The following is a 25522-nucleotide window of genomic DNA, read 5'->3' as shown; positions in this document are numbered from 1 at the left end:
GTTGCATTTGGAGGTCAGTGATGCTGCCCGTCGTCCTCGTCCATGGGATCCGTGTCAGCGGGACCATGTGGGGCCCCGTCATGTCCCGCCTCGACCGGCCCTCGGCGGCCGTCGACCTGCCGGGCCACGGGACCCGTCGCGGCGAGCCGTTCTCGATGGACGCGGCGGTCTCGGCCGTCGCCGACGCGATCGACTCCCTCGGCGGACGGGCGCTCGTGGCGGGGCTCTCGCTGGGCGGCTACGTCGGCATCGCCGCCGCCGAGCGTCTCCCCAGGCGGGTGGCCGGGCTGGTGGCCATGGGATGCACGGCCCGCAGCCCGTCGATGGCGTGGATCTACCGGTCCGTCGCCGCGCTCGCCGCGCGCGACCCCGCCCGCGCGGACCGGATCAGCTCCCATGTCCTCCGGCGCGTCCTGCCCGGCCCCGCCGGCGCGGCGATGGTGGCGGGAGGGCTGTCGTGCGAGGTGCTGCCGCAGGCCGTCGCGGCCGTCGCCGGGCACGACCAGCTCGCGGCGCTGGCCGCCTACCCCGGACGGGTGTGGCTGGTCAACGGCGCCCGCGACCCGTTCCGGAGCGACGAGCGGGCCTTCCTGCGCGCCTGCCGGGACGGGCGGCTGATCCTGATCCCCCGCCGCGGGCACCTGGGCGTGCTGAGGGACCCCGGGCCGCTGGCCCGCCTGCTGGGAGACCTGTGCGATCAGCTCGACCGGCCGGAGAGGGCGGTCGCGGCGCCGAGTCCCAGATAGACGATCCCGCTGAAGCGGCGCAGCAGGCCCGACCGGTCGCGCAACCGCCCGCCGAGCGCGCCCGCGCCCGCCGCGTAGACCATGTCCGAGATCAGACCGAGGAGCAGGAGGGTGCCGCCCAGCAGGGCGATCTGCAGCGGCACCGCCCCCGCCTCCGGACGCACGAACTGCGGCAGGAACGCCAGGAAGAACAGGACCACCTTGGGGTTGAGCACGTTGACGACCACGCCTTCGAGGAAGATCGCGCGCAGTGGCTGCGGCGCGGCCTCCTGGGCGGTGAGCTCCTGCTTGCCGGTCAGGGTCCGCACACCCAGATAGACCAGGTAGGCCACTCCGGCCCATTTGATCACGTTGAAGAGAGCGGCGGATCGGGCGATCACGTAGGACAGTCCGGCCGCCGCCGCGGCGATGTGCACCAGGGTGCCGACCTCCACGCCGAACGCGCTCGCCAGCCCGGCGGCCCTGCCCTGGGCGATGGCCCGGGCGGCGATGTAGAGATGGTTGGGGCCGGGCACCAGGACCAGCGCGAGGGACGCCACGATGAAAACCAGGAATGTCGACACGGAGACCATGGCTCCGACATTAGAGGCGCCCCGATCCCCGCCGCGAAGGCCATTCGCGGGCGCCGTCGGTGGACCATTCGGCCCGATGTCGGCAGACCGTGACATACTCCCGACGTGGAGTGGCAGAAAGGGCAAAGTGCTCTGATCGGGCGGTTGGCGGAGCTTGACCGCCTGGTCGCCGTGCTCGACTCGGCAGCCGGCGGGCTGGCGGGGGTGGCCCTCGTGGGGGGCGACGCCGGCATCGGCAAGACCCGGATGGTGACGGAGCTGAGCGAGCGGGCCGAGGCGGCCGGCTTCGCCGTACTGGTCGGACAGTGCGCCGAGCTCGGCGACGCGCTGCCGTACCTCCCGCTGGCGGACGCCCTGCGCGACGCGCGGGGTGAGCTGCGCGCGGCGCTCGACGCCCGGCCCGTCCTCGGGCGGCTGCTGCCCGGCGGCACCGACCTCGGCCCGGAGACCACCTCCGCCCTCACCCAGCAGCAGCTCTTCGGCTCGATGCTGGGGTTCCTGGCCGCGCAGCCCGTGCTGCTGGTCCTGGAGGACCTGCACTGGGCCGACCAGTCCACCCGCGACCTGCTGGTCTTCCTCAGCCGGATGCTGCAGACCGAGCGCGTCTGCCTGGTCGGCACCTACCGGACCGACGACCTCCACCGGCGTCACCCGCTGCGCCGGGTCCTGGCCGAGCTCAAACGTCTCCCCCTGGTGACGGCGGTCGAGCTGAGCCCGCTCGACCGCGGTGAGATGGCCGACTACCTGACCTCCCTCGGCGGCGGCGACGCCCAGATGATCGGCGAGGTCGTCGACCGGGCCGAGGGGAACCCGTTCTACGCCGAAGAGCTCCTGGAGGCCGCGATCGAGGGCTCCTCGATGACCGACGGCCTGACCAGCCTGCTGCTCTCCAGGGCGGAGCTGCTGTCCGACGCCGCCCAGCGGGTGCTGCGGGGGGCCGCCGTCGCGGGCCGGCGGGTCGACCACGACCTGCTCCGGGAGGCCTCCGGCCTGGAGGAGCTGGCCTTCGAGGAGGCCATGCGGGAGATCGTCTCACGCGGGCTGCTCCGCCCCAGCGGGGAGTACGGCTACGCCTTCCGGCACGCCCTGCTCCAGGAGGCCGTCTACACCGACCTGCTGCCGGGCGAGCGGACCCGCATGCACTCCGCGTTCGCCCGCCTGCTCACCGCCCGCAGCGGCGCCGCCGCCGAGCTCGCCTACCACTACCTGGCCGGGCACGACCTCGCCGAAGCCCTGTCCGCCTCGGTCGAGGCGGGCCGGCGGGCCGAGCGGCTCGGCGCCCCCGCCGAGGCCCACCGCCACTTCGAGCAGGCGCTCAGCCTGTGGGACCGGGTCCCCGACGCCGAAAGCCTGGCCGGGACGGACCGCGTCCAACTCGTGCTGCGCACCGCCGCCGCGGCGGCCGACATGGGAGACAACCACCGGGCCACCGCCCAGGTGCGGGAGGTCCCCCCGACGGCCGAGTCCTTGGAAAGGCTCGCCTACTACCTCTACGACTCCGACGACGTGCCGAAGGCGATCGTGGCCGCCGAGGCGGCCGTGGCCGCGGCCCCGCCCGGGACCGCCGTCCTCGCCAAGGCGCTGGCCACCCTCTCCCGCACGCTCAGCTGGGGCCCGCGGCACGCGGAGGTCAGGCCCCTCGCCGACCGCGCGCTGGAGGTCGCCAGGGCCACGGGGGCGAGCGACGCGGAGAAGGGGGCGACGATCGTGCTGGCCTCCTGCGCGGAGTTCGAGGGCGACCGCGCCCTGGCGGAGGAGCTGTTCGGATCCGTCGCCGTCCAGGGCTCCGGCGACCTGGCCATGGACCTGCGCGCGATCTTCCACCACGCCCGGACCCAGTTCGAGCGCGGCTCCATGGCCACCGCCGCCGTGACCGCCGATCGAGGTGTGCGGCTGGCCACGGAGTCCGGGCTCTCCTGGAGCACCTACGGCACCGACCTGCGCTTCCTCCAGTTCCTGATCCACTACATGGCGGGGGAGTGGACGCAGGCCCGGGAGACGGCGGCCGGGTTCGGCGTGCGCGTCGGCAAGATCCCCGAGGCCATCCTCTCCTCCTTCGCGCTGTTCATCGAGGTCGCCATGGGGACGCCCGCGGTCGAGGAGCGGCTGACCTGGCTCCGGCCGTTCTGGTCGGACACCCTGGTCGCCTACATGTCCCGGGGCATGGCCGCCGAGCACGCCCTCTGGCGGCAGGAGCCCGGGGCCGCCCTGGAACACGCGACCGCGGTCCTGGACACCATGGACCCCGCCGACGCCGGCAACATCCGCATCGGCGCCGTCGCCCTCTGGGCGCTGGCCGACCTGGGCCGCACCGACGGCGCCGACGAGTTGCTCGCCCGCGCGCGGCGGGCGGCCCGGCCGGGGATGGGGTTCGAGGGGCGGGCCTGGCTGGCCCGGGCGGAGGCCGAGTGGCACCGCGTGCACGGCCGTGCCGACGTGGAGGCGTGGCGTGCGGTGGTCGAGGCGTTCGACGTCGGGTTCGTCTACGAGGCCGCGCGCGCCCGGTGGCGGCTGGCCGAGGCGCTGCTCGCCTCGGGCGGACGCGCCGAGGCGCTGAAGGAGTGGGAGCGGGCCGTCGCGGACGCCACGTCACTGGGCGCCAAGCCGCTGGGCGAGGCCCTGGCGGAGTTGGGCCGCCGGGCCCGGTTCACCTCGGCGCAGCCGGGTCTGCTCACCGGCCGGGAGCAGGAGGTGCTCGCGCTGGTGGCCGAGGGCCTGCCCAACCGCGAGATCGGCGAGCGGCTGTTCATCGCGCAGAAGACGGTGAGCGTGCACGTTTCCAACATCCTGGGCAAGCTCGGCGTCTCCTCCCGCACCCAGGCCGCCGCCCTGGCCCGCAAGGAGGGGCTGATCTAGCCGCTGCGGGTGGCCAGCGCCAGGTCGCGGACGACCTGGATGAGCTCGGCCGGGTCGAACGGCTTGGTGAGATAGGCGTCGACCCCGATGCCGAGCCCCCGGCGCTTGTCGTCCTCCTGCGCCCGCGCGGTGATCAGGACCACCTTGATGTGCCGGGTCCCCTTGTCGCCGCGCAACCTGGTGGCGGTCATCCACCCGTCCAGCCGGGGCATCATGACATCCAACGTGATCACGTCGGGCATCACGTCGAGCACCCGGTCCAGGCAGTTCTGCCCGTCGTAGGCGGTCTCCACCTGGAACCCCTCCAGGGTCAGGTTGACCGCGATCAGCTGTCGGATGACCTCGTCGTCATCCACCACCAATACCTTGCCCAGAACCTCGCCCACGGCCGTGAGGCTAACTCTTCGGAGCCGGGTCACGCGCGGTTTTCGGCGGATGCGTACGGACAGCTGTCCACCGAGGGCAGGTCCCGGAGAGGCGCAGGCGGGTTTCCCGGGGATGCCGCGGGCTCCCCGACCTTCTCCTGGGCCGTCGCCCGAGCCTCCTCCACAGGAAGCCAGGGCAGGGCCGGTGGGGGGCCTACGGGTGGGGCGTGTGGGGCCATGGACGGCGTGGGTCTTATGGGTGGGGTGAGGGAGCTACGGGCGGTGGGGGGCCTCCAGGCGGGGCGAGGGAGCTTACGGCAGGCGGGATGAACGGGGCGGTGATGATCCCTCGTTACGCGTCCTCGGACCCGCCGCTTCTTCTTGGATCACCCTCCACGTTCTTGGGTCACCCTCTACGGCTGTGGACAGTTGGATCACCTTCCACGGCTGTGGACGGCCCGCTGGTCGTCCACAGAATCCGGTTCGGCTCCTTGGGGGAGACCCCGTCCCGAACATCCTGAGGCCTCGATCGTTCATCGAGCCCAGGGAGGGCACGCATGATCACGACAATCCTCACCGCCACCGTCCTCATGGCAACCCTCACGGGGAGCCCCGAAGTGCCCGCGGCCCGCCCCTGCGCCCAGGCCGCCGACGGCTGGAGGCGGCTGCTGGCCGAGATGGAGCTGCCGGCCGGACTCCGGAGGTGGCTCGGAGAAAGGGGCCGGGCCGCGCTCACCGGCGCCTGCGAGGCCGCCCGCACAGGCGCGGGATCCCCTCCCCGGGCCGGCCGGGCCACGGCGGACGGCGCCCTCTCCGCCACGGACGGAGCCCGGCCCACGAGCGCCTCCGGCGCCCCCGGAGGTCCCGCCTCTTCGGGCTCCGGGTCTCCCGACGTCACCGTCCCCTCGGGCTCCGGATCTAACGGGGGTGCCGTCTCCTCCGGCGCCGGATCCCCCAGGGGTGCTGCCTCCGCCTCCGAGTCTCCCGACGTCACCGCCCCCTCCGGCTCCGGGTCTGCTGCGGGTGCCGCCCTCTCCACCTCCCCTGATGTCGCAGACCCCGCCAGCTCTCCGCCTCCCTCGCGGGTCCGCCAGCCGGCCGTCGTCTCCTCCGCGGAGCCGGAGGCGTCTCCTTCCCCGGCTGTCTCCTCCCGTCCCCCGGCCACGCCCTCTCGGCAGCCGGACAGGCCGTCGCCGGGGCAGACGGCGGCGGCCACGGCGCTCCGCCAGATCGGCAGGCCGTACGTCTGGGGCGGCGGCTCGACCGGGGGGCCGACCGGCGGCGGCTTCGACTGCTCCGGCCTCGCCCTGCACGCCTGGTCCAGGGCGGGAGCCGCGCTCACCCACTACACCGGCAGCCAGTTCAGGCAGGGGCGTCGCGTGCCGTTCTCCCAGCTCCAGGCCGGAGACCTGGTCTTCTTCGGCGGCGGCACCGGAGACCCCACCCACGTGGGCGTCTACGTGAAGGACGGTGTCATGGTGCACGCCCCCAAGCGCGGTGACGTCGTCAAGACGACGGACTTCGCCGCCTCCGCCTACTACCGCTCGCGCTACCGAGGGGCGGTCCGCCCGACCCCCCGGACGACCACCAGGTAAAGACCGGCGCCCCCAGATCACCGACTTCGCGCTGCGAGTGTCTGTTCACCTCAAGATGCTGGTAATCTAATCACTCGTTGGCCCCCTTAGCTCAGGGGATAGAGCACCGGCCTCCGGAGCCGGGAGCGCAAGTTCGAATCTTGCAGGGGGCACCAACCGAAGGCCAGGTCAGACATCGTCTGACCTGGCCTTTCGCGTGCGCGGTGATCGTTGTTGTTCTGCCATCCTGTGACGCCCTAGGTGTGTGACGACAGGTTCCGCGGGACAGGCGCGGGACAAGATCATCTAGATCGATCGCTGATGAATGGGTGGTGTCGTTCCATTCCGGCGCTCTCTGGGTGGAACTGCGCCGCCATGGTGACGGATGCGGTTGATTCCGTACCTCACTGAGCCTTTTTCATCCTTGGGCGATCTGGAACAGCAAGACACGAGCCGCCGCGATCAGGGCGCCTACGCGAGGTCGCCGACGATCACGGCCGGATGGGAACGATCGAACCAGCCGCTCTCCAGGCGCGCGCCGGTGCGCGCCTCCACGATGGCCAGCGCCATGGCCTGTGTGGCCGGCCACGGAGCGCTGATGGTCGGACCCAGGGCCGCCAACTCGGCCTCAACGGCGGCGAGGTCTTCCCCGACGGCGTCGGCGGGATTCAGATGCTGGACCTCGGCCAGAACCCGTCCGCACGCGGCGTGGATCAGCCTGGAGTTCCCCGTCACCTCCCACGAGACATGCCAGACCTGCGCGTTCACGCTGAGCCGATCGAGAACTCCCGATTCCCAGACATAGTTGTTCCCGAAAGTCTCGACGATCATCGTTGAATTTCCCATCCGGCCCAGAAGAGCAGCACCGGCCTCGTATGCCTCTTCGCTGCCGAGCTCGATCACCGGCGGCTGCCCGTCTCCGACCAGGCGGGTCGCCACCTCGCTCGGCGCTCATGACCGCCACCCGGATCCCGATCATGTCGCTGCCCGCCCACGCGAGCTCGTGACCGCGTGCGAGGTGGGCCGGTCCCACGTCTCGCACCACGGATGCTCGGCCGCAAGGCCGCCGACCTTCGCGACGGTCGAACGGCCCCCAGCCGTGCTGAGAGCCGTTCGCCGCATCCAAAGAGCGGGAGATCAGACGCCGAACGCCGCCGGGTAGCGGATGACGCCGCTCGGGACCGGCCGTTCAGGGTCGAGGGTGAGTGCCATCATGTACTTGTCCTCGACGTCGAAGGGCGGGCGGATGCCGTACCCGGAGGCCGGGGTGAAGCCGAAGCGCGGGTAGTACTCGGCGTGGCCGAGCACGACCACCAGGTTCTCGCCCTGCTCGCGGGCGGCGCGCAGAGCGGCGTGGATGGCGGCGGAACCCGCGCCCCGCCGCTGATGTTCGGGCTTGACGGCGCACGGGCCCAAGGCGAGGGCGGGTGAGTCGCCGACGTAGCAGCGGGTGAGCAGCGCATATCCGGCGAGATCGCCGCCGGGGGCCTCGGCCAGCCAGGACATGCCGGGCAGCCACGCCTGCGGGTCGGCCCGCAGCGCCTCGATGAGATCGGCCTCGTGCGGGCTGGGGAAGGCAGCAAGGTTGACGTCGCGGATGGCGGCGACGTCGCCGGCGCTCTCGGGACGGGTGGCCCAGGAAGGGGTCATGGTCGGGTCCGTTTCCTTGTCCATCTGCGGATGCAGGACATAGCCGGTGTACTGGTAGTCCGCGCCGTGCTCCCGGCGCATGGTGATCTCTTGCAGGGTGGCCGCGACCGCCTGGCGCATCCCGGGTACGGCCAGGTCGGCCGCGTGGGCGCGCTGTGACAGCGGCGTGTAGTACTCCTCGAACCAGTCGCGGTCGGGGAGCGGATGCGCCGCGGCGACGGCATACCCTGCGGCGTGCGCCGCGGCGATGTTGCGCTCTCGTGTGCGCAGCGGATACACCTGATCCCAGAACGCGCGGGCTTCGGCGGATGGGGAGTCGGTGCTCCATTCGCATTCGGTGACGACCAGCCGGCCACCCAGGGCGAGCAGCCGCCGCCAGGAGCACAGCGCGGTGTCGAAGCCGATGATGTACGCGGATCCTTCGGCCCAGATCAGGTCGGAACTCCCGTCCGGGAAGGGCAGGTCCGCCATCGACGCCCGTACGGTGTGGACGGCGAGGCCGCGGTCGGCGGCGGTCCGTGCCAGTTCGTCGAGGTATGGCTGATGCAGGTCGACCGCGGTGACCTCGGCGCCGGCCTGGGCCAGCACCAGCGAGGAGCGGCCCGGCCCGCAGCCGATGTCCAGCACGCGCGGGCGCGGCGCCAGCGGCCCGGCCAGGGACAGCAGGTGGCGGGTGGTCGCGTCGGAGCCGGGGCCTTGACGTGCCAGGTTGTCGTGCAGGGCGAAGAGCGCCGCCGTTGTGGGGTCGCTGATCGGGTCGTGCGGGCTTTCGGGCATGGTGGTGCGGGCTCCTGGTGGACGATGAGCGGTCGGGGAGGTCGGTGGGACGCGGCCGGTCATGGCTGCCGGTCCCGGAACCTGTAGGTGGCGCGCAGATGACTGGTGATGGCCTTCTGCCGGTTGACGCGCTCGTCGCGCAGCCGGGCATCGGTACGTGAGGCCGCCCAGGCGTTCTCCCGTTGCAGCTTGTGGTAGCTGCGCAGGCGACGTTCGGGCAGCTCACCCGCCGCGATGGCGGCCTGGACCGCACATCCTGGCTCGGTGCCGTGGGCGCAATCGCCGAAGCGGCAATACGCGGCGAGGTCTTCGATCTCGGCGAAGACCTGCTCCAGGCCGTCGGCGGCGTCGTGCAGGCTGATCCCGCGCAGGCCGGGCGTGTCGATGAGGACCCCGCCGCCGGGCAGGGGGAGCAGCTCGCGGCGGACGGTGGTGTGGCGGCCCTTGCCGTCCTGCGCGCGTACCGTGCCGGTGGCCAGCACCTCCTCGCCGAGCAGCGTGTTGCCGAGGCTGGACTTGCCCGCACCCGAGGGGCCGAGCAGCACGGTGGTGCCGCGCACCAGCGCGGCCAGCACGTCGAGGTTGTGACCCGTGGCGACGCTGGTGACCAGGATGTCCACGCCAGGTGCCAGCGCGCCGGCCTCGGCGTGGACGGCCTCGGGATCGTGGGCCAGATCCGCCTTGGTCAAGACGATCACCGGCTGCGCCCCGCTCTCCCAGGCCAGGGCGAGCAGCCGCTCCAGTTTGGCCGGGTCCAAGGGCGTGGCCAGGGACAGGGCGATGACGACCGTGTCGACGTTGGCGGCGAGCACCTGCCCGTGGGAGGACCTGGACGCCGACGAGCGCACGATCGCGCTGTGCCGCGGCAGCAGCGCCACCAGGTGCGGCTCGGCGCCCGGGCGCAGCGCGGCCCAGTCGCCGGTGCAGGGCGTCAGGAGCGGGTCGGGCGGGTACGGCGCGGCGAACGTGGCCCGCATCGGGCCCGACGCGGTGATCGCCGAGCACAGGCCGCGATCGACCCGGGAGATCCGGGCCGGCACGAGGCCCGCATCGTGATGTTCGGTGAAGGTTTGGTCGAGTGCGCCGGTCCATCCGTACCGGGACAGGCCGGATGGATCGGTGTACGTGTGTGGCAACGTGAGACCCTTGCGGAGAAGGGGCCCCGACGAGACGCGGACATCACCCCGCCTGCCGAGCCGGGTGGCTCAGGGCTGGGGGAAGAAGTGGGTCAGACCGGGGCCCGGGACGTGAGGTTGGCCCGGGCGCTGCGCATGGCAGCGGTCTTCACCGCGGTCATCAAACCTCACCTCCCTCCCACGCTGATCCAATACCGAACGGACGGCAGCCTAGCACTCAGGTCAGGGTCAGTTGTACCCCTGCCGTTCCCGCTCTTGTCCTCCGACGTCTCCGACCTACCGACCAGACGCCTCCGACCACCGACTATGTGAGACCGGACGATCGGGTGTAGGCCGAGCACGTGGCCCAGGCGTGCCGCCGCCTCCCGATGTGCGCCGGCCGCGATCGCCTGCCGGGCAGCGATCGGACCGTATCGGATGATGGGTTCGGTGCCGTCGGCCGCACGTCTACCGGGAAGTGCTGTATCGGGGCGACCGCGACAGCGTCACCCGCATCCTCGGCGACTTGCAGGACCACCTGAAATTCTGCTGCTGACCGACGCCGCGGGGCGGGCTCAGCGTTGCCGGTGTACTTCCAGTCCCTGGAGCCGCGTCATCAGGTCGAGCCGTACAACAGTCACAGGACCGCGTGCTCGGACTTCCCGGGAGACCGGTGCTCAGTGCGGCCTGCTTGCCCGCGTCGGATTCCGCCCGGAGCCGGTTGAGCTCGGCACGTGTTCGGCGAGGGCGCGTCCGAGGCCGCTTGATGCGCCGGTGATGAGCCAGGCTCTGGGGTCCGTCGGGGGCCCCTTCCGGTGGCTACCGCTCGTCGGCGAGGTAGTCGGCCGAGCGGCTCACGTCGGCCCATTTCTCGGTTTCGGCGGCGCGGATCTCGGCGGCTTTCTGGGCGGCGGCAACGGCGTCGCTGCCGAGGAGGAGCCGTCGGGGTGGGTCGTCGTCGCGGACGACGTCGATAATGATCTTGGCGGCCCGGGCGGGGTCGCCGGGCTGGGTGCCGTCGGTGTCGCGCCGGTAGCGGTGGATGGCGCCCACGGTCTGCTCGTAGTCGGGGCCGACGGGGTGGATCTCCATGGAGGAACCCTGCCAGTCGGTGCGGAAGGCGCCTGGCTCGACGATGATGACCTTGATGCCGAAGGGCGCGACTTCGTTGGCGAGGACTTCGGAGAAGCCTTCGACGGCGAACTTCGCGCTCTGGTAGGCCCCCATTCCGGGGGTGCCGCCGACGCGCCCTCCGATGGAGGAGAACTGTACGAAGACTCCTGATCGTTGGGCGCGCAGGATGGGCAGGGCGGCCCGTGTGACGTTCACGACGCCGAAGAGGTTGGTTTCGATCTGGGCGCGGAAGTCGTCTCCGGCCATCTCTTCGATCGGTGCGCTGTTGCCGTAGCCGGCGTTGTTGACGACCACGTCGAGGCCGCCGAAGGTGTCGATGGCCGCCTTGACCGCTCGGGAGGCCGCGGCGGCGTCGGTGACGTCGAGTGCGACCGCTCGTATCCGGTCGCCGTGACGGGCCGGCAGGTCGTCGAGCTGCTTGGGGCTGCGCGCGGTGGCGATGACCTGGTCGCCTGCTTCGAGGACGGCCTCGGTGAGGCGGCGTCCGAAGCCGCGTGATGCTCCGGTGATGAGCCATGTCTTGGCCATGGGCGTTTCCTTCGCCTGATGTTCTTTAACTGTCTCATCAATGTAGCGTTTATAGACGTAACACGAGCATAGATGTGACATAAGTCTCTTCATGCGCTACAGAGGAAGCCCGTCGTCAGTCCTGGTGACAACGCCGCCCCTCGCGCAGGTCATGGGTTTCGGTTTCCTCGGCTGTGCTGGTCCCGATACGTCTCGAGCAGCCGTAGCCACACCTCGCTGATGGTGGGGAAGGGCGGTACGGCGTGCCAGAGGCGTTCGACGGGGATTTCGCCGGTGACCGCCACGGCGTCGGCACGCAGGAGAGCGGGCCGCAGCAGGGCCTTGCTCGGTTCGCACGCCCAGTACGAGCATCCGCCACCGACGAGCTCGCTTTCCACGATGACGGTGCTCAGGTCGGCGGCGGTGGTCCGGTCGGCGACGTTCTCGCCGACCGGACCGGCCCCGATCACGACCACGTCATAGGTACGGGTGTCTTCGGTGGTCACTGGTCCTCCGTGTGTGGCCTTGTCCCGGGGATGCCGTCGGTCAGCGGCCCGGCAGCCGTTCGGTGATCTCCTGCAGGAACCAGCGGTTGCCGTCAGGGTCGGCGAAGGAAGCGAAGGAACCGTAGCTGGCACGCTGCGGATGCGGGCCCATGACACGGCCGGTCTCGCCTGCCTGGTGGAAGGCGCCGGTGGCGTCGTGGAACGGGCCGGTGACGTCGACGCCGCGGCCGGCCAGTTCGTTGTGGGCCTGCTCGATGTCGGACACGATCAGGTGCAGCCCCTGGACCGTTCCGGGTCCGGCGTCGGTGAGGCCGTCGCCGAAGATGATCGAGCAGGCGGAGCCGGGGGGAGTGACCTGAATGATCCGGTAACCGTCGTTGATGGGGAAGTCCGCGTCGAGGCGGAAGCCCAGCTGCCGGGTGTAGAAGTCCTTGGCGCGGTCGACGTCGGATACGGGCAGGACGACGACTTCGAGCTTCATGTCCATGGTTGTGATCTTCCTTTCGGTCCGGTGCTATCGGGTGGCGCGTGCGGCCTTCTCGATGACGCCGGCCACGGTCTTCGGCTGGGAGACGGCGACGGAGTGGGAGGCGCGTACTTCGATGGAGTGCGCGTGGGCGCGCTTGGCCATGTAACGCTGGACTTCGGCGGGGATGTTGAGGTCCTGGGTCGTGATGACCGCCCAGGTGGGCTTGTCCTTCCACGCGGCGGCCTCGGTCTTCTCCTCCAGGGCGGACTGGGCGATGGGCCGCTGGGTGGCGGCCATGAGGGCCGCGGTGCCGGCCGGTACGTCGGCGGCGAACTGGTGGTGGAACTTGCCGGGCTTGATGTACAGGTCGGTCCCGGTGGTGCCGTCGGGGAGGGTGAAGGGGGTGGGGTCGAGGGCGCCGGGGAGTGTGGAGCCGGGATACTTGCCCGTCAGCTCCAGGGCGGTCTCGCCGGTGGCGGGCAGGAAGGCGGCAACGTATACGAGGGCCTTGACCTGGGGGTCGTTCGCGCCGGCGACGCTGATGACCGAGCCGCCGTAGGAGTGCCCGACGAGGATCTTGGGTCCGGCGACGTGGTCGAGGACGCTGCGGAGTGCGGCCGCGTCGTTGGCCGGTCCGCGCAGCGGGTTGGCCGCGGCGACGACTGGGTAGCCGTCGGCGCGCAGCTCTTCGATCACCGCGTTCCAGCTGGAGGCGTCGGCGAAGGCGCCGTGCTCCAGCACGATGGTCGGCTTGGCCGGCCTGTCCGACGCGGAGGCGGGCGTGGCGGCGGCGGTGGTGAGGAGACCGATCGCGAGCGTCGACAGGACACCCAGCATGAGCCGCCGGCCGCGTACACCCTTGATGCTGACCACGATTTTCCCCTTTCAGGAGGCTTCAGACGGAGGTGGTGGATCTGCTGCCATCACTGTCGTCAGGGAAGGACCGTGGTCACATCCGTCACTTGACGGTCAGTCACGACGGGCCGGCCGAGCCGTCGTCCGGTACCACAACGGCGCTGGTCAGCGGGCTACCTGGCTTCACACGGCGGCCGTGTACGCGGGTGCGCGCCTCACGCGTTAAGCCATTCGACTCTTCAGTCGGGACGTGAGCACGGACGGCACCGTCCAGCCGTGGGCTGCGAACTGCGTACATGTCCCCGTATGTGCCCGCTGACCTGCGCCGTGACGTGTGTGACGTGCTCCCGGAGCCGCTCGCCGGTGCTGACCGTCAACTGACTGATGTGCCGGCCCCGGCCGCGGACGACAGTGAGACGCACCGCAACAGCCGATGACCCGGTACTTCAGCGAGAGGAACGTCATGAAACGCCTTCTGATCATTTTCGCGGCCGGAGTGCCGCTGGCGGCGGCGGCGTGCCTGCCGGCCGCGGCTTCGGCCGGCACCGCGAGCTCCGCCACCGCCCCGTTCACGTGCTCGTCCATCTCCGTGAACGCTCCGGCCGGCACCACGGTGGAGTCCGTGACGGCGGTGAGCCGGGAGGCGGGCACCGTGACCGTCCCTCCGGTGCCGCCGCTGACCGACGTGGTCGAGATCCCGGACGTGCCGGCCTACTGCGATGTCACGGTCACGCTCACCCACCCGGGCGTCGGCGACCACGCCAAGGTGCGGATCTGGTTGCCCGAGACGGGCTGGACCGGCCGTTTCCAGGCGTTGGGCGGCAGCGCCTTCGCCGCCGGCGACTACGGCGCGGGCCTGGCCGGCGCGGTCAAGAACGGCTACGCCGCCGCGACCACCGACGCCGGCGTCGGCACGTACCTGGACACCGGCTGGGCCCTGAAAAGTGACGGCGAGGTCAACACGGCACTGCTGAAGAACTTCGCCGACCGGTCGCAGCACGAGATGGCGGTCGTCGGCAAGCAGGTGGTCGACGAGGTCTACGGCAGGCCCGTCTCCTACTCATACTGGAACGGCTGCTCGACCGGCGGCCGCCAGGGCTACATGGAGGCCCAGCGCCACCCTGACGACTTCGACGGCATCCTGGCCACCGCTCCGGCGATCAACTGGGACGAGTTCGAGGTCGCGACCCTGTGGCCGCAGGTGGTGATGAACGAGGAGAACACCTTCCCCTCCCCTTGTGAGTTCAACGCCTTCAACGAGGCCGCCGTCAAGGTCTGCGACCCGCTCGACGGTGCTCCCGACGGGCTGATCGGTGACCCCGCCACGTGCGCCTTCGACCCGCGCCGGCTCATCGGCAAGCGCGTCGAATGCGATGGCGAGCAGGAGACCATCACCGCGGCCGACGCCGCCGTCGTACGCAAGATCTGGGCCGGCCCCCGCACGCCGTCCGGTAAGAAGCTGTGGCCGGGCATCCCGATCGGAGCCGGCTTCGACCTCGCCGGCACCCGCGTCGACACGGACGGCAACCGCGTGGGCGCGCCGTTCCCCGTACCGGCCACGTGGGTCTCGACGTTCCTGAAGCGGCAACCCTCCTACGACCTCTCGACGATCACCTACGCCGAGTTCGCCGAGCTGTTCGAGCAGTCCCGGGCCGAGTACGACACGATCATCGGCACCGACGACCCCGGCCTGTCGGCGTTCCGCAGGTCCGGCGGCAAGCTCCTCACCTGGCACGGCCAGGCCGACCAGCTGATCCCCGCGCAGGGCACCGTGGACTACCGCCGGCGGGTGGAGCTGGCCATGGGCGGTGCGCACCGGGTCGACGACTTCTACCGGCTGTTCCTGGCGCCGGGCGTCGCCCACTGCGCCGGCCCCACGAGCACCGGCCCCGCGCCCGTCGATGCCCTCGGCGCCCTGACGGCCTGGGTTGAACAGGGCAGGGCCCCGCGGACGCTGAGCGCCGCCATCAAGGACTCCTCCGGCAAGACGGTGACACGCGAGCTGTGCCGGTACCCGTCCGTCTCCCGCTACGTCGGCCACGGCGACCCGGCCGACGCCGGCAGCTACTACTGCGCCCCCGTCCGGCGCTGACAACCATCCACTCGTCTGACGGCACTCCGGGCTCGACCCGATCCGGCCGAAGGGCAAGGCCTTCACCGCGCTGCGGCGCGGTGAAGGCCTTTTCGCGGCTTGATGTACGTTTCCCGCCTGAGAGGGGGCGCCGACACCGGCTCCCTCACGTCCGGTGCTCCGTGGTGGCTCGCGGAGGGCGCGGGTGCGGCACGGCCACGGAAACACTGACAGCCTGCCGGACCGCATCCGGCAGGCCGTCTCGGCATTGCGGGTAATGGTCAGAAGCGGTCCACGTCGACGACGGCCTGGGCGAAGGCCGTGGGTGCTTCCTGCGGCACGTCGTGGCCGATGCCCTCCAGGGTGCGGTGTTCGTAGGCGCCGGTGAACATGTTCCGGTACGACGAGCCGTCGCCCGGCGGCGCCGTGAAGGGGTCGCGCTCGGCGTCCAGGGTGATGGTCGGCACCTTGATGGTCGGCCGTGCGGCGAGCCGCTTCTCCAGAGCGTCGTAACGGCGCTCCCCGTCGGCCAGGCTCAGCCGCCACCGGTAGTTGTGGATCACGATGGCGGCGTAGTCGGGGTTCTCGAAGGCCGCGGCCGTGCGCTCGAAGGTGGCGTCGTTGAAGTCCCACGTCGGGGAGACGCTGTCCCAGATGAGCCGGGTCAGGTCGTGGCGCTTGGTCGAGTCCTCCATGGCCTTCCGGCCCCGCTCGGTGGCGAAGTAGTACTGGTACCACCAGGCGTGTTCGGCCTTCGGCGCCAGCGGCTCGAGGTTGGCCTCGAGGTTCGTGATGAGATAGCCGCTCACCGACACCAGGGCCTTGCACCGCTGCGGCCACAGGGCCGCGATGATGTCGGCGGTCCTCGACCCCCAGTCGAAGCCGGCGAGCACGGCCTTGTCGATCTTGAGAGCGTCCATCAGGGCGATGATGTCGAGCGCGATCGCCGACTGCTGGGCGTTGCGGAACGTCTTCGAGGACAGGAACCGCGTCGTGCCGTGACCGCGCAGGTAGGGAACGATCACTCGATAGCCCTGCGCCGCCAGCAGCGGAGCGACGTCGACGAAGCTGTGGATGTCGTACGGCCAGCCGTGCAGGCAGATGACCACGGGCCCGCGGGCCGGGCCCGCCTCGGCGTAACCGATGTCCAGCAGCCCGGCCCTGACCTGCTTCAGCGGGGCGAAGGAGGTGTGCGTGCCGGGCGTGACCGCCGGCAATGTCGGGGCCGCCCCACGCGTGGTGGCGGAGGCGGCCGGGAAGGCCCGCACGCCCGCCAGCGAGGCGACTGTCGCGCCGGTGGCCAGACCGAGGACCTTGCCGAAGGTGCGCCTGTTGATCATGTGGAATCCTCCGTGTCGTGTCGCGGGGAATGCGACATCTCTCACTGTTTCCGGCAGGGGAATCCGGCACATCAGTCACATGACGGTGAGACACGGCGGACGGCAGCCGGGCCGGTCACCCGGAACCCTCCCCGGAGCGCGGCGTCCCGGCAGACCGCGCCGGACCGGCGACACAAGGCGGACAGGAACATTGAGTCATTCGACTGTTCCCGCCCCGGACGCATCTGGAAGATCCTTGGATCACGGCCCATACGACCCGGTCCTGAGCCTTTCCGGAGGATCCGTGAACCCCACTCCCGTCGTCTTCATCCATGGCGCGTGGCTCCACGCGTCGTCGTGGGATCCATGGAACGAGCGCTTCTCCAGTTTCGGTTTCGCCGGCTGCGCGCCGGGCTGGCCGGGAGAGCCCGCCACGGTGGGCGAGGCCCGCCGGCATCCCGAGACGCTCCACGAGCTGGGGCTCGACGCGCTCACGGATCACTACGCGCGCATCGTCCGTTCCTTCGACACCCCGCCCGTGGTCGTCGGCCACTCGGTGGGCGGGCTCATCGCGCAGCACCTCCTCGGCGCGAACGCGGGCCGTGCCGCGGTCGCCATCGCCCCCGCCCCGGTCGACCACGCGACCTCCCCGGCGCCTGGGGAGCCGTGGCCGGTGTCGATGGACGCCGGGAGGTTCCGGCGGCTGTTCGCCAACGCGGTCACCGAGCGGGAGTCGGCCGAGCTGTTCGAGCGCCACGTCGTTCCCGGGCCGCGCCGGCTGCTGGCCGAGCTGGGACACGGCGGTGCCGTACGGCACCCGCGGGCGGTCGTGGACCACGGAAACACCGGCCGCGGCCCGCTGCTGCTGATCTCGGGGCAGGAGGACCGGCTGGTGCCCGATCACGCCACCCGGGCCACGTACAAGTTGTACAGCGACTCGACGGCCACCAGCGGCCTCAAGCAGTTCCCGGACCGGGCCCATTCGCTGGTCGTCGACAGCGGCTGGCGGGCGGTCGCCGACTACGTGCTGGTCTGGCTCGCCGAGCGAGGGGTACGCGCCGACCCGTCGAAGTGGTGAAGGGGGCTCACGCGTCGCCGCCGTCGCCGACCTTGCCCAGAGCGTCGCGCAGCGCGGCACGCGAGGTGATGCCCAATTTCGGGAAGACGCGGTAGAGATGGGAGCTGACGGTGCGCGGGGACAGGTGCATGCGTCCGCCGATCTCCTTGTTCGTCAGCCCGCTTGCGGCCAGCTCGGCGATGCGGCGTTCCTGCCAGGTCAGCGTGGTCAGGTACGACAGGGAGGCCCGGGCGGGCGCCCCTGAGGCGCGCAGCTCGGCCTGGGCACGTTCGGCCCAGCCCGTGGCGCCGAGCCGCTGGAAGGACTCGGCGGCGCGGATCAGGACGGGCCGGGCGGCCTTGGGCCCCTGGGTGTGCCTGAGCCGGACGCCGCGCGCCAGGCGGATGCGCGCCAGCTCGAACGGGAAGCCGGCCGCGGCCGGGTGGGCCTCGGCCCGGGCGTACATGTCCTCGGCCTCCTTCTCGTCGGCGGTCGTCATGGCCAGGGCGCCGTAGGTGACAAGGGCCAGCCGGGGGGAGATGCCGGGCAGGCCGGCGTCGGAGGCGGCCTGGGCGTGCCGACGGGCCTGCTCCAGGCGCCCGGTGTGCACGGCGGCCTCGACCAGGTCGAGCAACGTGCGTGCGGCCTGATGGGCGTGGCGTGCGAACGATCCCGGCGGCGTGATGCCGATGGCGTACAGGTAGGCGGCTTCGTAGTCACCCTCGCTCAGGGCCGCCGCCGTGCCGATGGCGTCGGCGATCTGGGCCAGGAATCCCACGCCGCGCGGGCGGGCCCAGGCGTCCAGGAGGGCCTGCGACTCCCGGGCCCGTTCGGCCTGGCCGCGCATGGCGGCCAGGAGCCCCAGGTAGGCGTGGGTGTGGTGGGTGAACAGCGCGTGTCCACGGGACGTGGTCAGCTCCAGCGCGCGTTGCCCCGTCCGTTCGGCGTCGTCCCACTCGCCGGCGGCCAGCTGGTCGAGCATGATCAGATGCAGCATGGTCATGCCGGTGGCCACGGCGCCGGTCTCCACCTCACGGTCGACGGCGCGCTGCAGGTAGGGGCGGTACCGGCTCAGCGTGTCGACGTGGTAGGCGGCCACGGCCAGGCGCGAGACGTCCCACGGCTCCAGCTCCGAGACGCCGGCGAACGCGCGCTCGACGCGCTCGTGCACGCCCGCGCCGTGACGGACGACGTCGCTCCACGCGTCACGGTAGATCGCCGAACGTGTGTCGACCCGGTCTCCCAGCGAGTCCATGAGCTGCTCGGTGCGGTCCCACAGCGCGGCGTCGCCGGCGTACTGGCTGATGGCCAGCAGCAGGTTCACCAGGCGGGTGAGGACTTCGGCGGGCTCGTGCGCGCCGTCATCGCGCAGGCTCTCGATCGCCGCCGCGACGTGACGATGCGCGGCGCGTACGTCGCCGTCTTCGTACAGGGCCACGTAGGCCGAGGTGACGACCGCGGCGGGGGACTCGCCCGCGCCCGGCAGCAGGTCCGAGCGGACGAGCTGCTGCGCCTGGTCCAGGAGCGCTGCGTGCCCGGCGATGAAGGCGGCGTCACCGACCCGCCTGGAGCGGTCGGCGGGGGTCTCGCTCAACTCCGCCGCGCGGGTCAGCCAGGCCACGGCCGCGACCGCGCCCCCGCGCCGGGTCGCCGAGTCGGCCGCGGCCTCCAGCGCGGCTGCCACCTCCTCGTCGGGATCCACGACCGAGGCCGCCAGGTGGCGGGCGCGCCGCTCGACGTCGTCGCGGTGCACCCGCGCGAGCTCGGCGTGCGCCGCGCGGCGCTGGTTGGGGGTCGCCAACTGAACGACGGTGGTGCGGATCAGCGGGTGCCGGAAGACGAGGTCGCCGGTGACGGGGTCGGTGTCCAGGAGGCCGGCCGCGACCGCTCCGTCGGCCTCGCGCATGCGGTAGCGGGCGCCGGGGGCGCGGTTGCCGCTCGGTCCCGCCCCGACGCCGTCGAGGGCGCCGCGCAGCAGTTCCTCGCGTACGGGACCGGCCAGGCGTTCGATGCGGAGGCCGTAGACGTGCTGCAGACGGCGCGACAGCGGGATGTTGCCGAATCCGAGGAGTTCCTCGGCCGTGCGGCCGGTGTGGCCGCCGTTCAGGTGGACGGGCAGCTCCAACAGCGCCAAGGGGTTGCCCATGGCGTGCTCCAGGACGATGCGCCGGGTCTGCGTGTCGAGCTGCGGATGGCGCATGTCCAGCAGTCGCCCGGCCGCCTCCTCCGGCAGGGCCGCCACGGGGAGCTCGGCAAGCGCGGCCGTGTCGAACCGCGAGCCGACGTCGGACCGTACGGCGATGAGCATCTTCACGGAGCTGCCGGTGAGCCGGCGCCCCACGAACCCGCACACCTCGGCGCTGGAGGCGTCCATCCACTGACCGTCGTCGAGCAACAGCAGCAGCGCTCTCTCCGACGCCGCCAAAGACAGCAGGTCGAGGACGGCGATGCCGAGGGACATGACCGACGGCGCCCGGCCCTCGCGGAGCCCGAAGACGACGTCGAAGACGTCGCGGCGGCCTTCGTCGAGCCCGGCCGAGCGGGGCAGCAGCGAGTACAGCAGCTGGTGCAGGCCGGCGAAGGGCAGCTCCGCCTCCGCCTCGACCCCGGCGGCACGGATCACCAGGTGGTTCTCCTGGGCCGCGAGGCCGGCCACATGGTCGAGCAGGGCGCTCTTGCCGACCCCGGTCTCGCCCCTGAGGATGAGGGCCTGCCCCCCGGCAGCGGTCATGAACGCCGACAGCTCCTCTTGGACGCCATCCCGGCCCACCATCGTCGAGACGAGCGACTCCACGCTTCCTTCCCTTCTTCGGGTACGGCCGATCAGGCGGAGCCCCTGGCCGCCAAGTCACGGTAGCCAGAGATGGACCCGCAGGTTCATAACGGTGAGTCCGCATCCCGGATGGACGCCGACGTCGATCAGGGAACGCGTCATGGGCCCGACCCTGTAATTGCCTCATAGTGGTAGCTCTTAGAAATGTAACATTCCCATAAGTGTGACATGAAGTTCCTTCATGTGCTACGTGAGAGGAGTACCTTGGGCAGGTGAGAGCAGACGCGACACGCAACCTGGAACGCGTCCTGAGCACGGGCGCCCGTATGCTCGCCGACGACCCCTCGGCGACCATCGCGGCCATCGCCGCCGAGGCGGGAGTGGACCGCCGCACGGTCTACCGCCGCTTCGCCTCCCGCGAAGACCTCATGGCCGCCGTCTACGGAGCACGCTACGACGCGGTCGAGGAGGCCGTCGAGGCCGCCAGGCTACGCGAGGCCCCGGTCGCGATCGCACTGCATCGTTACGTCGAGGGCATCATCGCCGTCAACCGCAGATGGCCCGTGGAGACGAGCCGCATGCTCCGCGAGGCGACGATCCTCCAGCGCCGCCGTCGCCTGGTCGACGAGGTCGACGTCTTCCTGCAGCGCGCCGTCGATGAGGGCCTGCTCCGCTCCGACCTGCCGCCCGGCTGGATGGCCACGGTTCTGCCGCCGCTGATGGAACACGCCGCCGAGAACCTGTCCGAGCTGAGCGCCGCACAGGCCGCCGACGTCGTGGTCGACACGCTGCTGCGCGGCGTCGGCACCCCGCAGGCGCGCTGACCCTGTGCGATGGCGGCATGCAGGGCTCGCGACAGGCGGTCGTGACGGCAGTGGTCATGGGTCTCCTTCGCATACGGCGCGGCCGAGCAGGCCCGGCCTCAGGCATCCCGCCCAGGTGCGACCCTAGGCACCGCCTGTTGACGACGCGTATACACGCCATGGCAGGGCTGCTCACGAGCGGCCCGCAGCCCGGCGCGCGACCAGGGCCGAGACGGCTCCGACGGGGCGCGCACCGGCACGTCAAGCGGCTGGGCAGCCTGCACGGCCGCCTGCCCGGCCACGACGTATACGCGTCGTCAACCTTTCGTATGCAGGCGGAGCCTATGGTCGTGCGCCATGTCGAGTCACTCCATATCCCTCGAACCGCCGGAAACACCGGCACTCCCGGATGACCACACCCCCGCGACGCGGGAGGACGGCGGTGTCCTGGAACTGCTCGAACGCATCGGATCCGTCGTCGTGCCGATCGCGGTGGCGCTCTACGCGGTCCTCTACATCGGCATCGAGCAGATGTACGCCGTCTTCGGCGTCAACCCGCAGCAGGTGGGCGTCGACCAGTCAGTCCTGCTCGGCCGCATGACCAGCACCCTGGTCCTGCTCCTGCTGGTCGCCATCCCGCTGCTCGGCGTCGTCGTCGGCGTGGGCTGGCTGATCGACAAGATGACCGGCGGAGCGGCGAGCGAGCTCGTACGGAAGGTCCGGGAACGGCCTTGGATCGCCGCGGCGCTGGCGGCACTGTGGTGCGGGGCGACGTACTGGGGCGTATTCCGCCTCTTCGGGGATCTGGACCTGCTCATCATGGTCGTCATCGCGGTGGGGCTCGGCGTACTGGCCTTCCTGATCCCGTTCCGGCTGTTGCGTCGCAAGCCGGTCGGGCGCGCCGGGACGAAGGTGATCGTCGGCGGCATGACGGGAGTCGGCCTGGGCTTCCTGCTCATCCTGGGGCTCGTCGAGGGCGCGATCGACGTCCAGAACAGCGGGCAGGCCAACGAACTGCTGAACGCCGTCGGCTTCCAGGACCAGTGGGCGGTGATCAAAAGCGCTGAGGACGACAAGCCGCTCTACGACGGCCGCTGGATGATGCTGCTGGGCGAGAGCGACGGCACCTACGTCCTGTACGACTGCGACAAGCTGGAGACTCTCCGGAGGCCGATGGAGACCACCAACCTCGGCACGATCGAACTCGATCCCGAGCGCGAGAAGGGCTTCACCTGCGGCGACCTGGCACAGCAGAACACCCCGTAGCAGGCGTCGCGGCCCACGCCCGGCGGGGTCAGGGCTGATGCCCGACAGGCCGCAGCGTTGTCTCCGTGACAGCGGGCGCGCGTCGCGGGCACGGACCGCTGCGCGGGCTCCGGCAGGCCGGACAGAACGAGCGCCACCGCCGCGATCATCGGCCGCAGCTGGTGGCCCTCGGTCTCGTGACGGTGGCGCAGGTTCTTGACGGGGAACTCGCGCTACATCCGTACCCGCTGGTGAAACGGCGTATCCGGGCATTTCGGTAGGGTCTGGCAGGGCTCGCGCACGGCTGGGAGACAGCCGAGGACACCGAGGGTAGGAGTGCCGTACCATGCCGCTTTTCGGACGGGAAGCCGAGCTGAAGGTCCTGGCCGGGCTCATCGACGGCCCCGGTGACCGCAGTGGCGTTCTCGTCCGGGGGGAGGCCGGCATCGGGAAGTCCGCGCTCGTGGCGGAGGCCGTTTCCGCTCCGTCGGCCGCAGGCCTGCGCGTGCTGACGACGACCGGCGTGGAGTCCGAGCAGAACCTCGCCTACGCCGGGTTGCACCGGCTGCTGTACCCGGTCCGGGCGGGAGTGGACGCGCTGCCGGCCCCGCAGCGTGACGCCCTGCGGAGCGCGCTGGGCCTCGCCGACGCGGCCGGCCCCAGCGCCTACCTCGTCGGCCTCGCCACACTGACCCTGCTGGCCGAGGAGGCCGCCGTCCGGCCGTTGCTGGTCGTCGCCGAGGATGTGCACTGGCTCGACCGCGCCAGCGCCGACGTCCTCGCCTTCGTGGCGCGGCGGATCGAATCCGAGCCCATCGTCATGATCGCGACTCTCCGGGAGGGGGAGCGCTCGCCCCTGCAGGACGCCGGGCTGTTCCCGATGCCCGTCGACCGGCTCTCCGACGAGGTCGCCGCCGAGCTCCTGGACTCGATCGCCCCTGGCCTCCCCTCAGCGGTCCGGGCGTGGCTGCTGAAGGAGGCCGCCGGGAACCCGCTGGGGCTGACCGAGCTGCCGGCGGCCATGGGGGATCACGGAGGGCCCGGTCCGGTGCTGCCGCTCACCGAGCGTCTTGAGCGTGCGTTCACCGCCCGGGTCGCCACGCTGCCCGCGCCGGCCCGCACCGCCCTGCTGGTCGCGGCGCTCAACCAGAGCGATTCGGTCTCCGAAACGCTCGCCGCCACGGGACTGATCCTGGGTTCGGCGGCCGAGCCGGAGGTCCTCGCACCGGCCGCCGAAGTCCGGTTGATCGAGCTCGGCGTCGGCATGGTGAGGTTCCGTCACCCCCTGATGCGGTCGGCCATCCCGGCGGCTTCGACGTTCGCCGAGCGCCGGCAGGCCCACCTGGCGCTCGCCGAGACGCTACGCGGACGGCCGGACCGGCGGGCCTGGCACCGAGCCGCCGCGGCGTCCGGGGCGGACGAGGAAGTGGCGGCCGAGCTGGACCGCGCGGCCGACCGGGCTTGGCACCGGGGCGGGGTCGCCGCCGCGATCGCGGCGCTTGGGCAGGCGGCCCGGTTGAGCGTGGGGCAGGACCGCAAGGCGCTCAGGTTGCTGAGAGCGGCCGAGCTCGCGGTCGAATCCGGCAGCCGCGACACGGCCGAGCGCATGGTGGGCGACGCACAGGCCCTCGACCTCTCGCCGCGCCGGCGCGCCACCGCCGCCTGGCTGCTCAGCGGCTTCGAAGACGGCGTGCGAGAGGACGTCTCCCGCGTGTCGGAGCTGGCCGAGCTGGCCGCGTCGGTCGCCGCGGACGGGCAGGTCGAGCCGGCTGCCCGGATCCTGTGGGGCGCCGCCATGCGCTGCTTCTGGTCCGAACCGGGCCCGGCCGCCCGCCGCTCGCTGCTGGGCGTGGCCGACCGGCTCCCCGTTCCTGCCGACGATCCGCGCATGGTCGCGGTCGCCGCGTACGTCGCGCCGTTCGAGCGGGGCGGCACCGTGCTCGACGGGCTGCGCAAACTGGCCGGCGTGGCCGGCGCCGACCCGGAGGTCGATCGCTACCTGGGCAGCGCGGCCCTGCAGGTCGGGGCGTTCGACCTGGCCGCCCGCTTCTCCGCGGCGGCCGCGCCCGGCCTGCGTGCCCAGGGCCGGCTCGGGTTGCTGCCCCGGGCCCTGGCCGTTCAGGCGTGGAGCCGGGCCCGGCTCGGCGACCTGGCCACGGCCGTGCCGGTCGCGGCGGAGGCCGCCAAGTTCGCCCAGGAGACCGGTCAGCCGTTCATGTACGGGCTGGCCATGGCCGTCCAGGCCGAGATCGCCGCGCTGAGGGGCGACCACGGGCAGGCCGGAACACTCGCCGACGAGGCCGAACGGGTCGCACTCCCCGCCGGCGCCCGACCCGTCCTGGCCACCGTCCAGCTCACGCGCGGGCTCGTAGCCTTGGGCGAGGGGCGTTTCGACGACGCGTTCGACGCCCTGAGCCGGATCCTCGATCCCGCCGACCCGGCCTACCAGCTGGCGCTGCGCGCTTACTTCCTCGCGGAGCTCACCGAGGCCGCCGTGCGTGCCGGGCGGACCGACACCATGCGGGACATCCTGCACGACCTGGAGCCGTTGGCCGCGTCGACGCCTTCACCGGCGCTGCACATCGGGTTACGCTACGCGCGCGCCGTGCTCGCCCCGGCCGCGGAGGCGGAGGAGCTGTTCACGGCCGCACTGCGGGCGGACCTGACCGGGTGGCCCGCCGAACGCGGACGTCTCCATCTGGCGTTCGGCGAATGGTTGCGACGGCAGCGCCGCGCCGCGGAATCCCGGACGCATCTGCGCACGGCCAGGGAGACCTTCGGAGCGCTCGGCATGGCCGCATGGGGCGAGCGCGCACGACGGGAGCTGCGCGGTGCGGGGGAGTCGAGCCCGAACCGGGACCCGGACGCGCGGGAAAAGCTCACCCCGCACGAGCTGAACATCGCGCAGCTGGCCGCCGAAGGGCTGACGAACCGGGAGATCGGGCAACGGCTGTACCTTTCTCACCGCACCGTCGGCACCCACCTGCACCGGATCTTCCCCAAGCTGGGGGTGAGCTCCCGGGCCGATCTCGCGCGGATGCTCAAGACTCTCGAGGAAAGGTCCTCTCGATGAGGGCCGCCTGCCGGCGACCACACCGACAGACGTCGTCCCTGTCGCCCGGGCCGCC

At 71.6% G+C, this 25522-nt stretch carries 19 protein-coding genes, 1 tRNA gene and 1 pseudogene; 9 read left to right on the top strand and 12 right to left on the bottom strand.

Annotation, left to right across the window (positions count from 1 at the left end; translation table 11 throughout):
• Positions 1-20 precede the first annotated feature (20 nt).
• Complete coding sequence (locus ACZ6R6_RS02600) at positions 21-746, top strand: alpha/beta fold hydrolase (protein WP_470089586.1); 726 nt, start codon at positions 21-23, stop codon at positions 744-746.
• On the opposite strand, the gene ACZ6R6_RS02595 is transcribed toward ACZ6R6_RS02600, so the two are convergent.
• Positions 698-1318 carry a LysE family translocator gene (locus ACZ6R6_RS02595; protein ID WP_470089585.1) on the bottom strand — a complete coding sequence of 207 codons (621 nt, stop codon included), beginning with the start codon at positions 1316-1318 and terminating at the stop codon, positions 698-700. The genes ACZ6R6_RS02600 and ACZ6R6_RS02595 overlap by 49 nt on opposite strands.
• A gap of 144 nt (positions 1319-1462) precedes the next feature.
• Here ACZ6R6_RS02595 and ACZ6R6_RS02590 point away from each other — a divergent pair, with 144 nt between their 5' ends.
• Positions 1463-4174 (top strand): helix-turn-helix transcriptional regulator, encoded by a 2712-nt coding sequence (locus tag ACZ6R6_RS02590; RefSeq protein ID WP_470089584.1) that lies wholly within the window; start codon positions 1463-1465, stop codon positions 4172-4174.
• On the opposite strand, the gene ACZ6R6_RS02585 is transcribed toward ACZ6R6_RS02590, so the two are convergent.
• Positions 4171-4560: a response regulator transcription factor gene (locus ACZ6R6_RS02585; protein WP_306858693.1), complete on the bottom strand. Its 390-nt coding sequence runs from the start codon at positions 4558-4560 to the stop codon at positions 4171-4173. The genes ACZ6R6_RS02590 and ACZ6R6_RS02585 overlap by 4 nt on opposite strands.
• A 536-nt stretch (positions 4561-5096) precedes the next feature.
• Between ACZ6R6_RS02585 and ACZ6R6_RS02580 the strand changes: the two genes are divergently transcribed.
• Both ACZ6R6_RS02580 and ACZ6R6_RS02575 read left to right on the top strand, forming a co-directional pair.
• On the top strand, positions 5097-6134 hold the full coding sequence (locus ACZ6R6_RS02580; protein ID WP_470089582.1) for a C40 family peptidase: 1038 nt from the start codon (positions 5097-5099) through the stop codon (positions 6132-6134).
• 80 nt (positions 6135-6214) lie between these two features.
• A tRNA-Arg gene (locus tag ACZ6R6_RS02575) sits at positions 6215-6289 on the top strand.
• 295 nt (positions 6290-6584) lie between these two features.
• Here the strand turns inward: ACZ6R6_RS02575 and ACZ6R6_RS02570 are convergent.
• The 8 genes and pseudogenes from ACZ6R6_RS02570 to ACZ6R6_RS02535 all read right to left on the bottom strand — a co-directional run bounded on the left by ACZ6R6_RS02570 (position 6585) and on the right by ACZ6R6_RS02535 (position 13144).
• Complete coding sequence (locus ACZ6R6_RS02570) at positions 6585-7052, bottom strand: hypothetical protein (protein WP_470089581.1); 468 nt, start codon at positions 7050-7052, stop codon at positions 6585-6587.
• A gap of 198 nt (positions 7053-7250) precedes the next feature.
• Positions 7251-7787 (bottom strand): GNAT family N-acetyltransferase, encoded by a 537-nt coding sequence (locus ACZ6R6_RS02565; protein ID WP_470089979.1) that lies wholly within the window; start codon positions 7785-7787, stop codon positions 7251-7253.
• Between the two features lie 255 nt (positions 7788-8042).
• Positions 8043-8540: pseudogene (locus tag ACZ6R6_RS02560) on the bottom strand (class I SAM-dependent methyltransferase); the annotation flags it as partial.
• Between the two features lie 59 nt (positions 8541-8599).
• The gene (gene rsgA, locus ACZ6R6_RS02555; protein ID WP_470089580.1) at positions 8600-9676 is read right to left on the bottom strand and encodes a ribosome small subunit-dependent GTPase A; all 1077 of its coding nucleotides are present in this window, start codon (positions 9674-9676) and stop codon (positions 8600-8602) included.
• Between the two features lie 798 nt (positions 9677-10474).
• A complete protein-coding gene (locus tag ACZ6R6_RS02550) occupies positions 10475-11317 on the bottom strand; it encodes an oxidoreductase (protein WP_470089578.1) in 843 nt (280 codons plus the stop codon).
• Positions 11318-11466: 149 nt separating this feature from the next.
• A complete protein-coding gene (locus ACZ6R6_RS02545; RefSeq protein ID WP_470089576.1) occupies positions 11467-11802 on the bottom strand; it encodes an FAD-dependent oxidoreductase in 336 nt (111 codons plus the stop codon).
• 40 nt (positions 11803-11842) lie between these two features.
• Positions 11843-12283, bottom strand: a complete 441-nt coding sequence (locus ACZ6R6_RS02540; protein WP_470089575.1) for a VOC family protein — start codon at positions 12281-12283, stop codon at positions 11843-11845.
• A 33-nt stretch (positions 12284-12316) separates the two neighbouring features.
• Positions 12317-13144, bottom strand: a complete 828-nt coding sequence (locus ACZ6R6_RS02535) for an alpha/beta fold hydrolase (RefSeq protein ID WP_470089573.1) — start codon at positions 13142-13144, stop codon at positions 12317-12319.
• Between the two features lie 445 nt (positions 13145-13589).
• Here ACZ6R6_RS02535 and ACZ6R6_RS02530 point away from each other — a divergent pair, with 445 nt between their 5' ends.
• Positions 13590-15218 carry a tannase/feruloyl esterase family alpha/beta hydrolase gene (locus ACZ6R6_RS02530; protein WP_470089572.1) on the top strand — a complete coding sequence of 543 codons (1629 nt, stop codon included), beginning with the start codon at positions 13590-13592 and terminating at the stop codon, positions 15216-15218.
• A 260-nt stretch (positions 15219-15478) separates the two neighbouring features.
• On the opposite strand, the gene ACZ6R6_RS02525 is transcribed toward ACZ6R6_RS02530, so the two are convergent.
• A complete protein-coding gene (locus ACZ6R6_RS02525; protein WP_470089570.1) occupies positions 15479-16537 on the bottom strand; it encodes an alpha/beta fold hydrolase in 1059 nt (352 codons plus the stop codon).
• Positions 16538-16820: 283 nt separating this feature from the next.
• Here ACZ6R6_RS02525 and ACZ6R6_RS02520 point away from each other — a divergent pair, with 283 nt between their 5' ends.
• Positions 16821-17594: an alpha/beta hydrolase gene (locus ACZ6R6_RS02520; protein ID WP_470089569.1), complete on the top strand. Its 774-nt coding sequence runs from the start codon at positions 16821-16823 to the stop codon at positions 17592-17594.
• 7 nt (positions 17595-17601) lie between these two features.
• On the opposite strand, the gene ACZ6R6_RS02515 is transcribed toward ACZ6R6_RS02520, so the two are convergent.
• Positions 17602-20367, bottom strand: coding sequence for a helix-turn-helix transcriptional regulator (locus tag ACZ6R6_RS02515; RefSeq protein ID WP_470089568.1), 2766 nt, complete (start codon positions 20365-20367; stop codon positions 17602-17604).
• A gap of 251 nt (positions 20368-20618) precedes the next feature.
• On the opposite strand from ACZ6R6_RS02515, the gene ACZ6R6_RS02510 reads away from it, so the two are divergent.
• From ACZ6R6_RS02510 to ACZ6R6_RS02500, 3 genes are all read left to right on the top strand, one after another.
• On the top strand, positions 20619-21170 hold the full coding sequence (locus ACZ6R6_RS02510; protein ID WP_470089566.1) for a TetR/AcrR family transcriptional regulator: 552 nt from the start codon (positions 20619-20621) through the stop codon (positions 21168-21170).
• A 336-nt stretch (positions 21171-21506) separates the two neighbouring features.
• Complete coding sequence (locus tag ACZ6R6_RS02505) at positions 21507-22415, top strand: hypothetical protein (protein WP_470089565.1); 909 nt, start codon at positions 21507-21509, stop codon at positions 22413-22415.
• A 325-nt stretch (positions 22416-22740) separates the two neighbouring features.
• A complete protein-coding gene (locus ACZ6R6_RS02500; RefSeq protein WP_470089564.1) occupies positions 22741-25467 on the top strand; it encodes an ATP-binding protein in 2727 nt (908 codons plus the stop codon).
• The last annotated feature ends 55 nt before the right edge of the window (positions 25468-25522 follow it).

The sequence above is a fragment of the Streptosporangium sp. NPDC048886 genome (assembly GCF_055586905.1).
The sequence above is the reverse complement of the archived record's forward strand: the minus strand, read 5'-3'. Positions and strand labels throughout refer to the sequence as shown.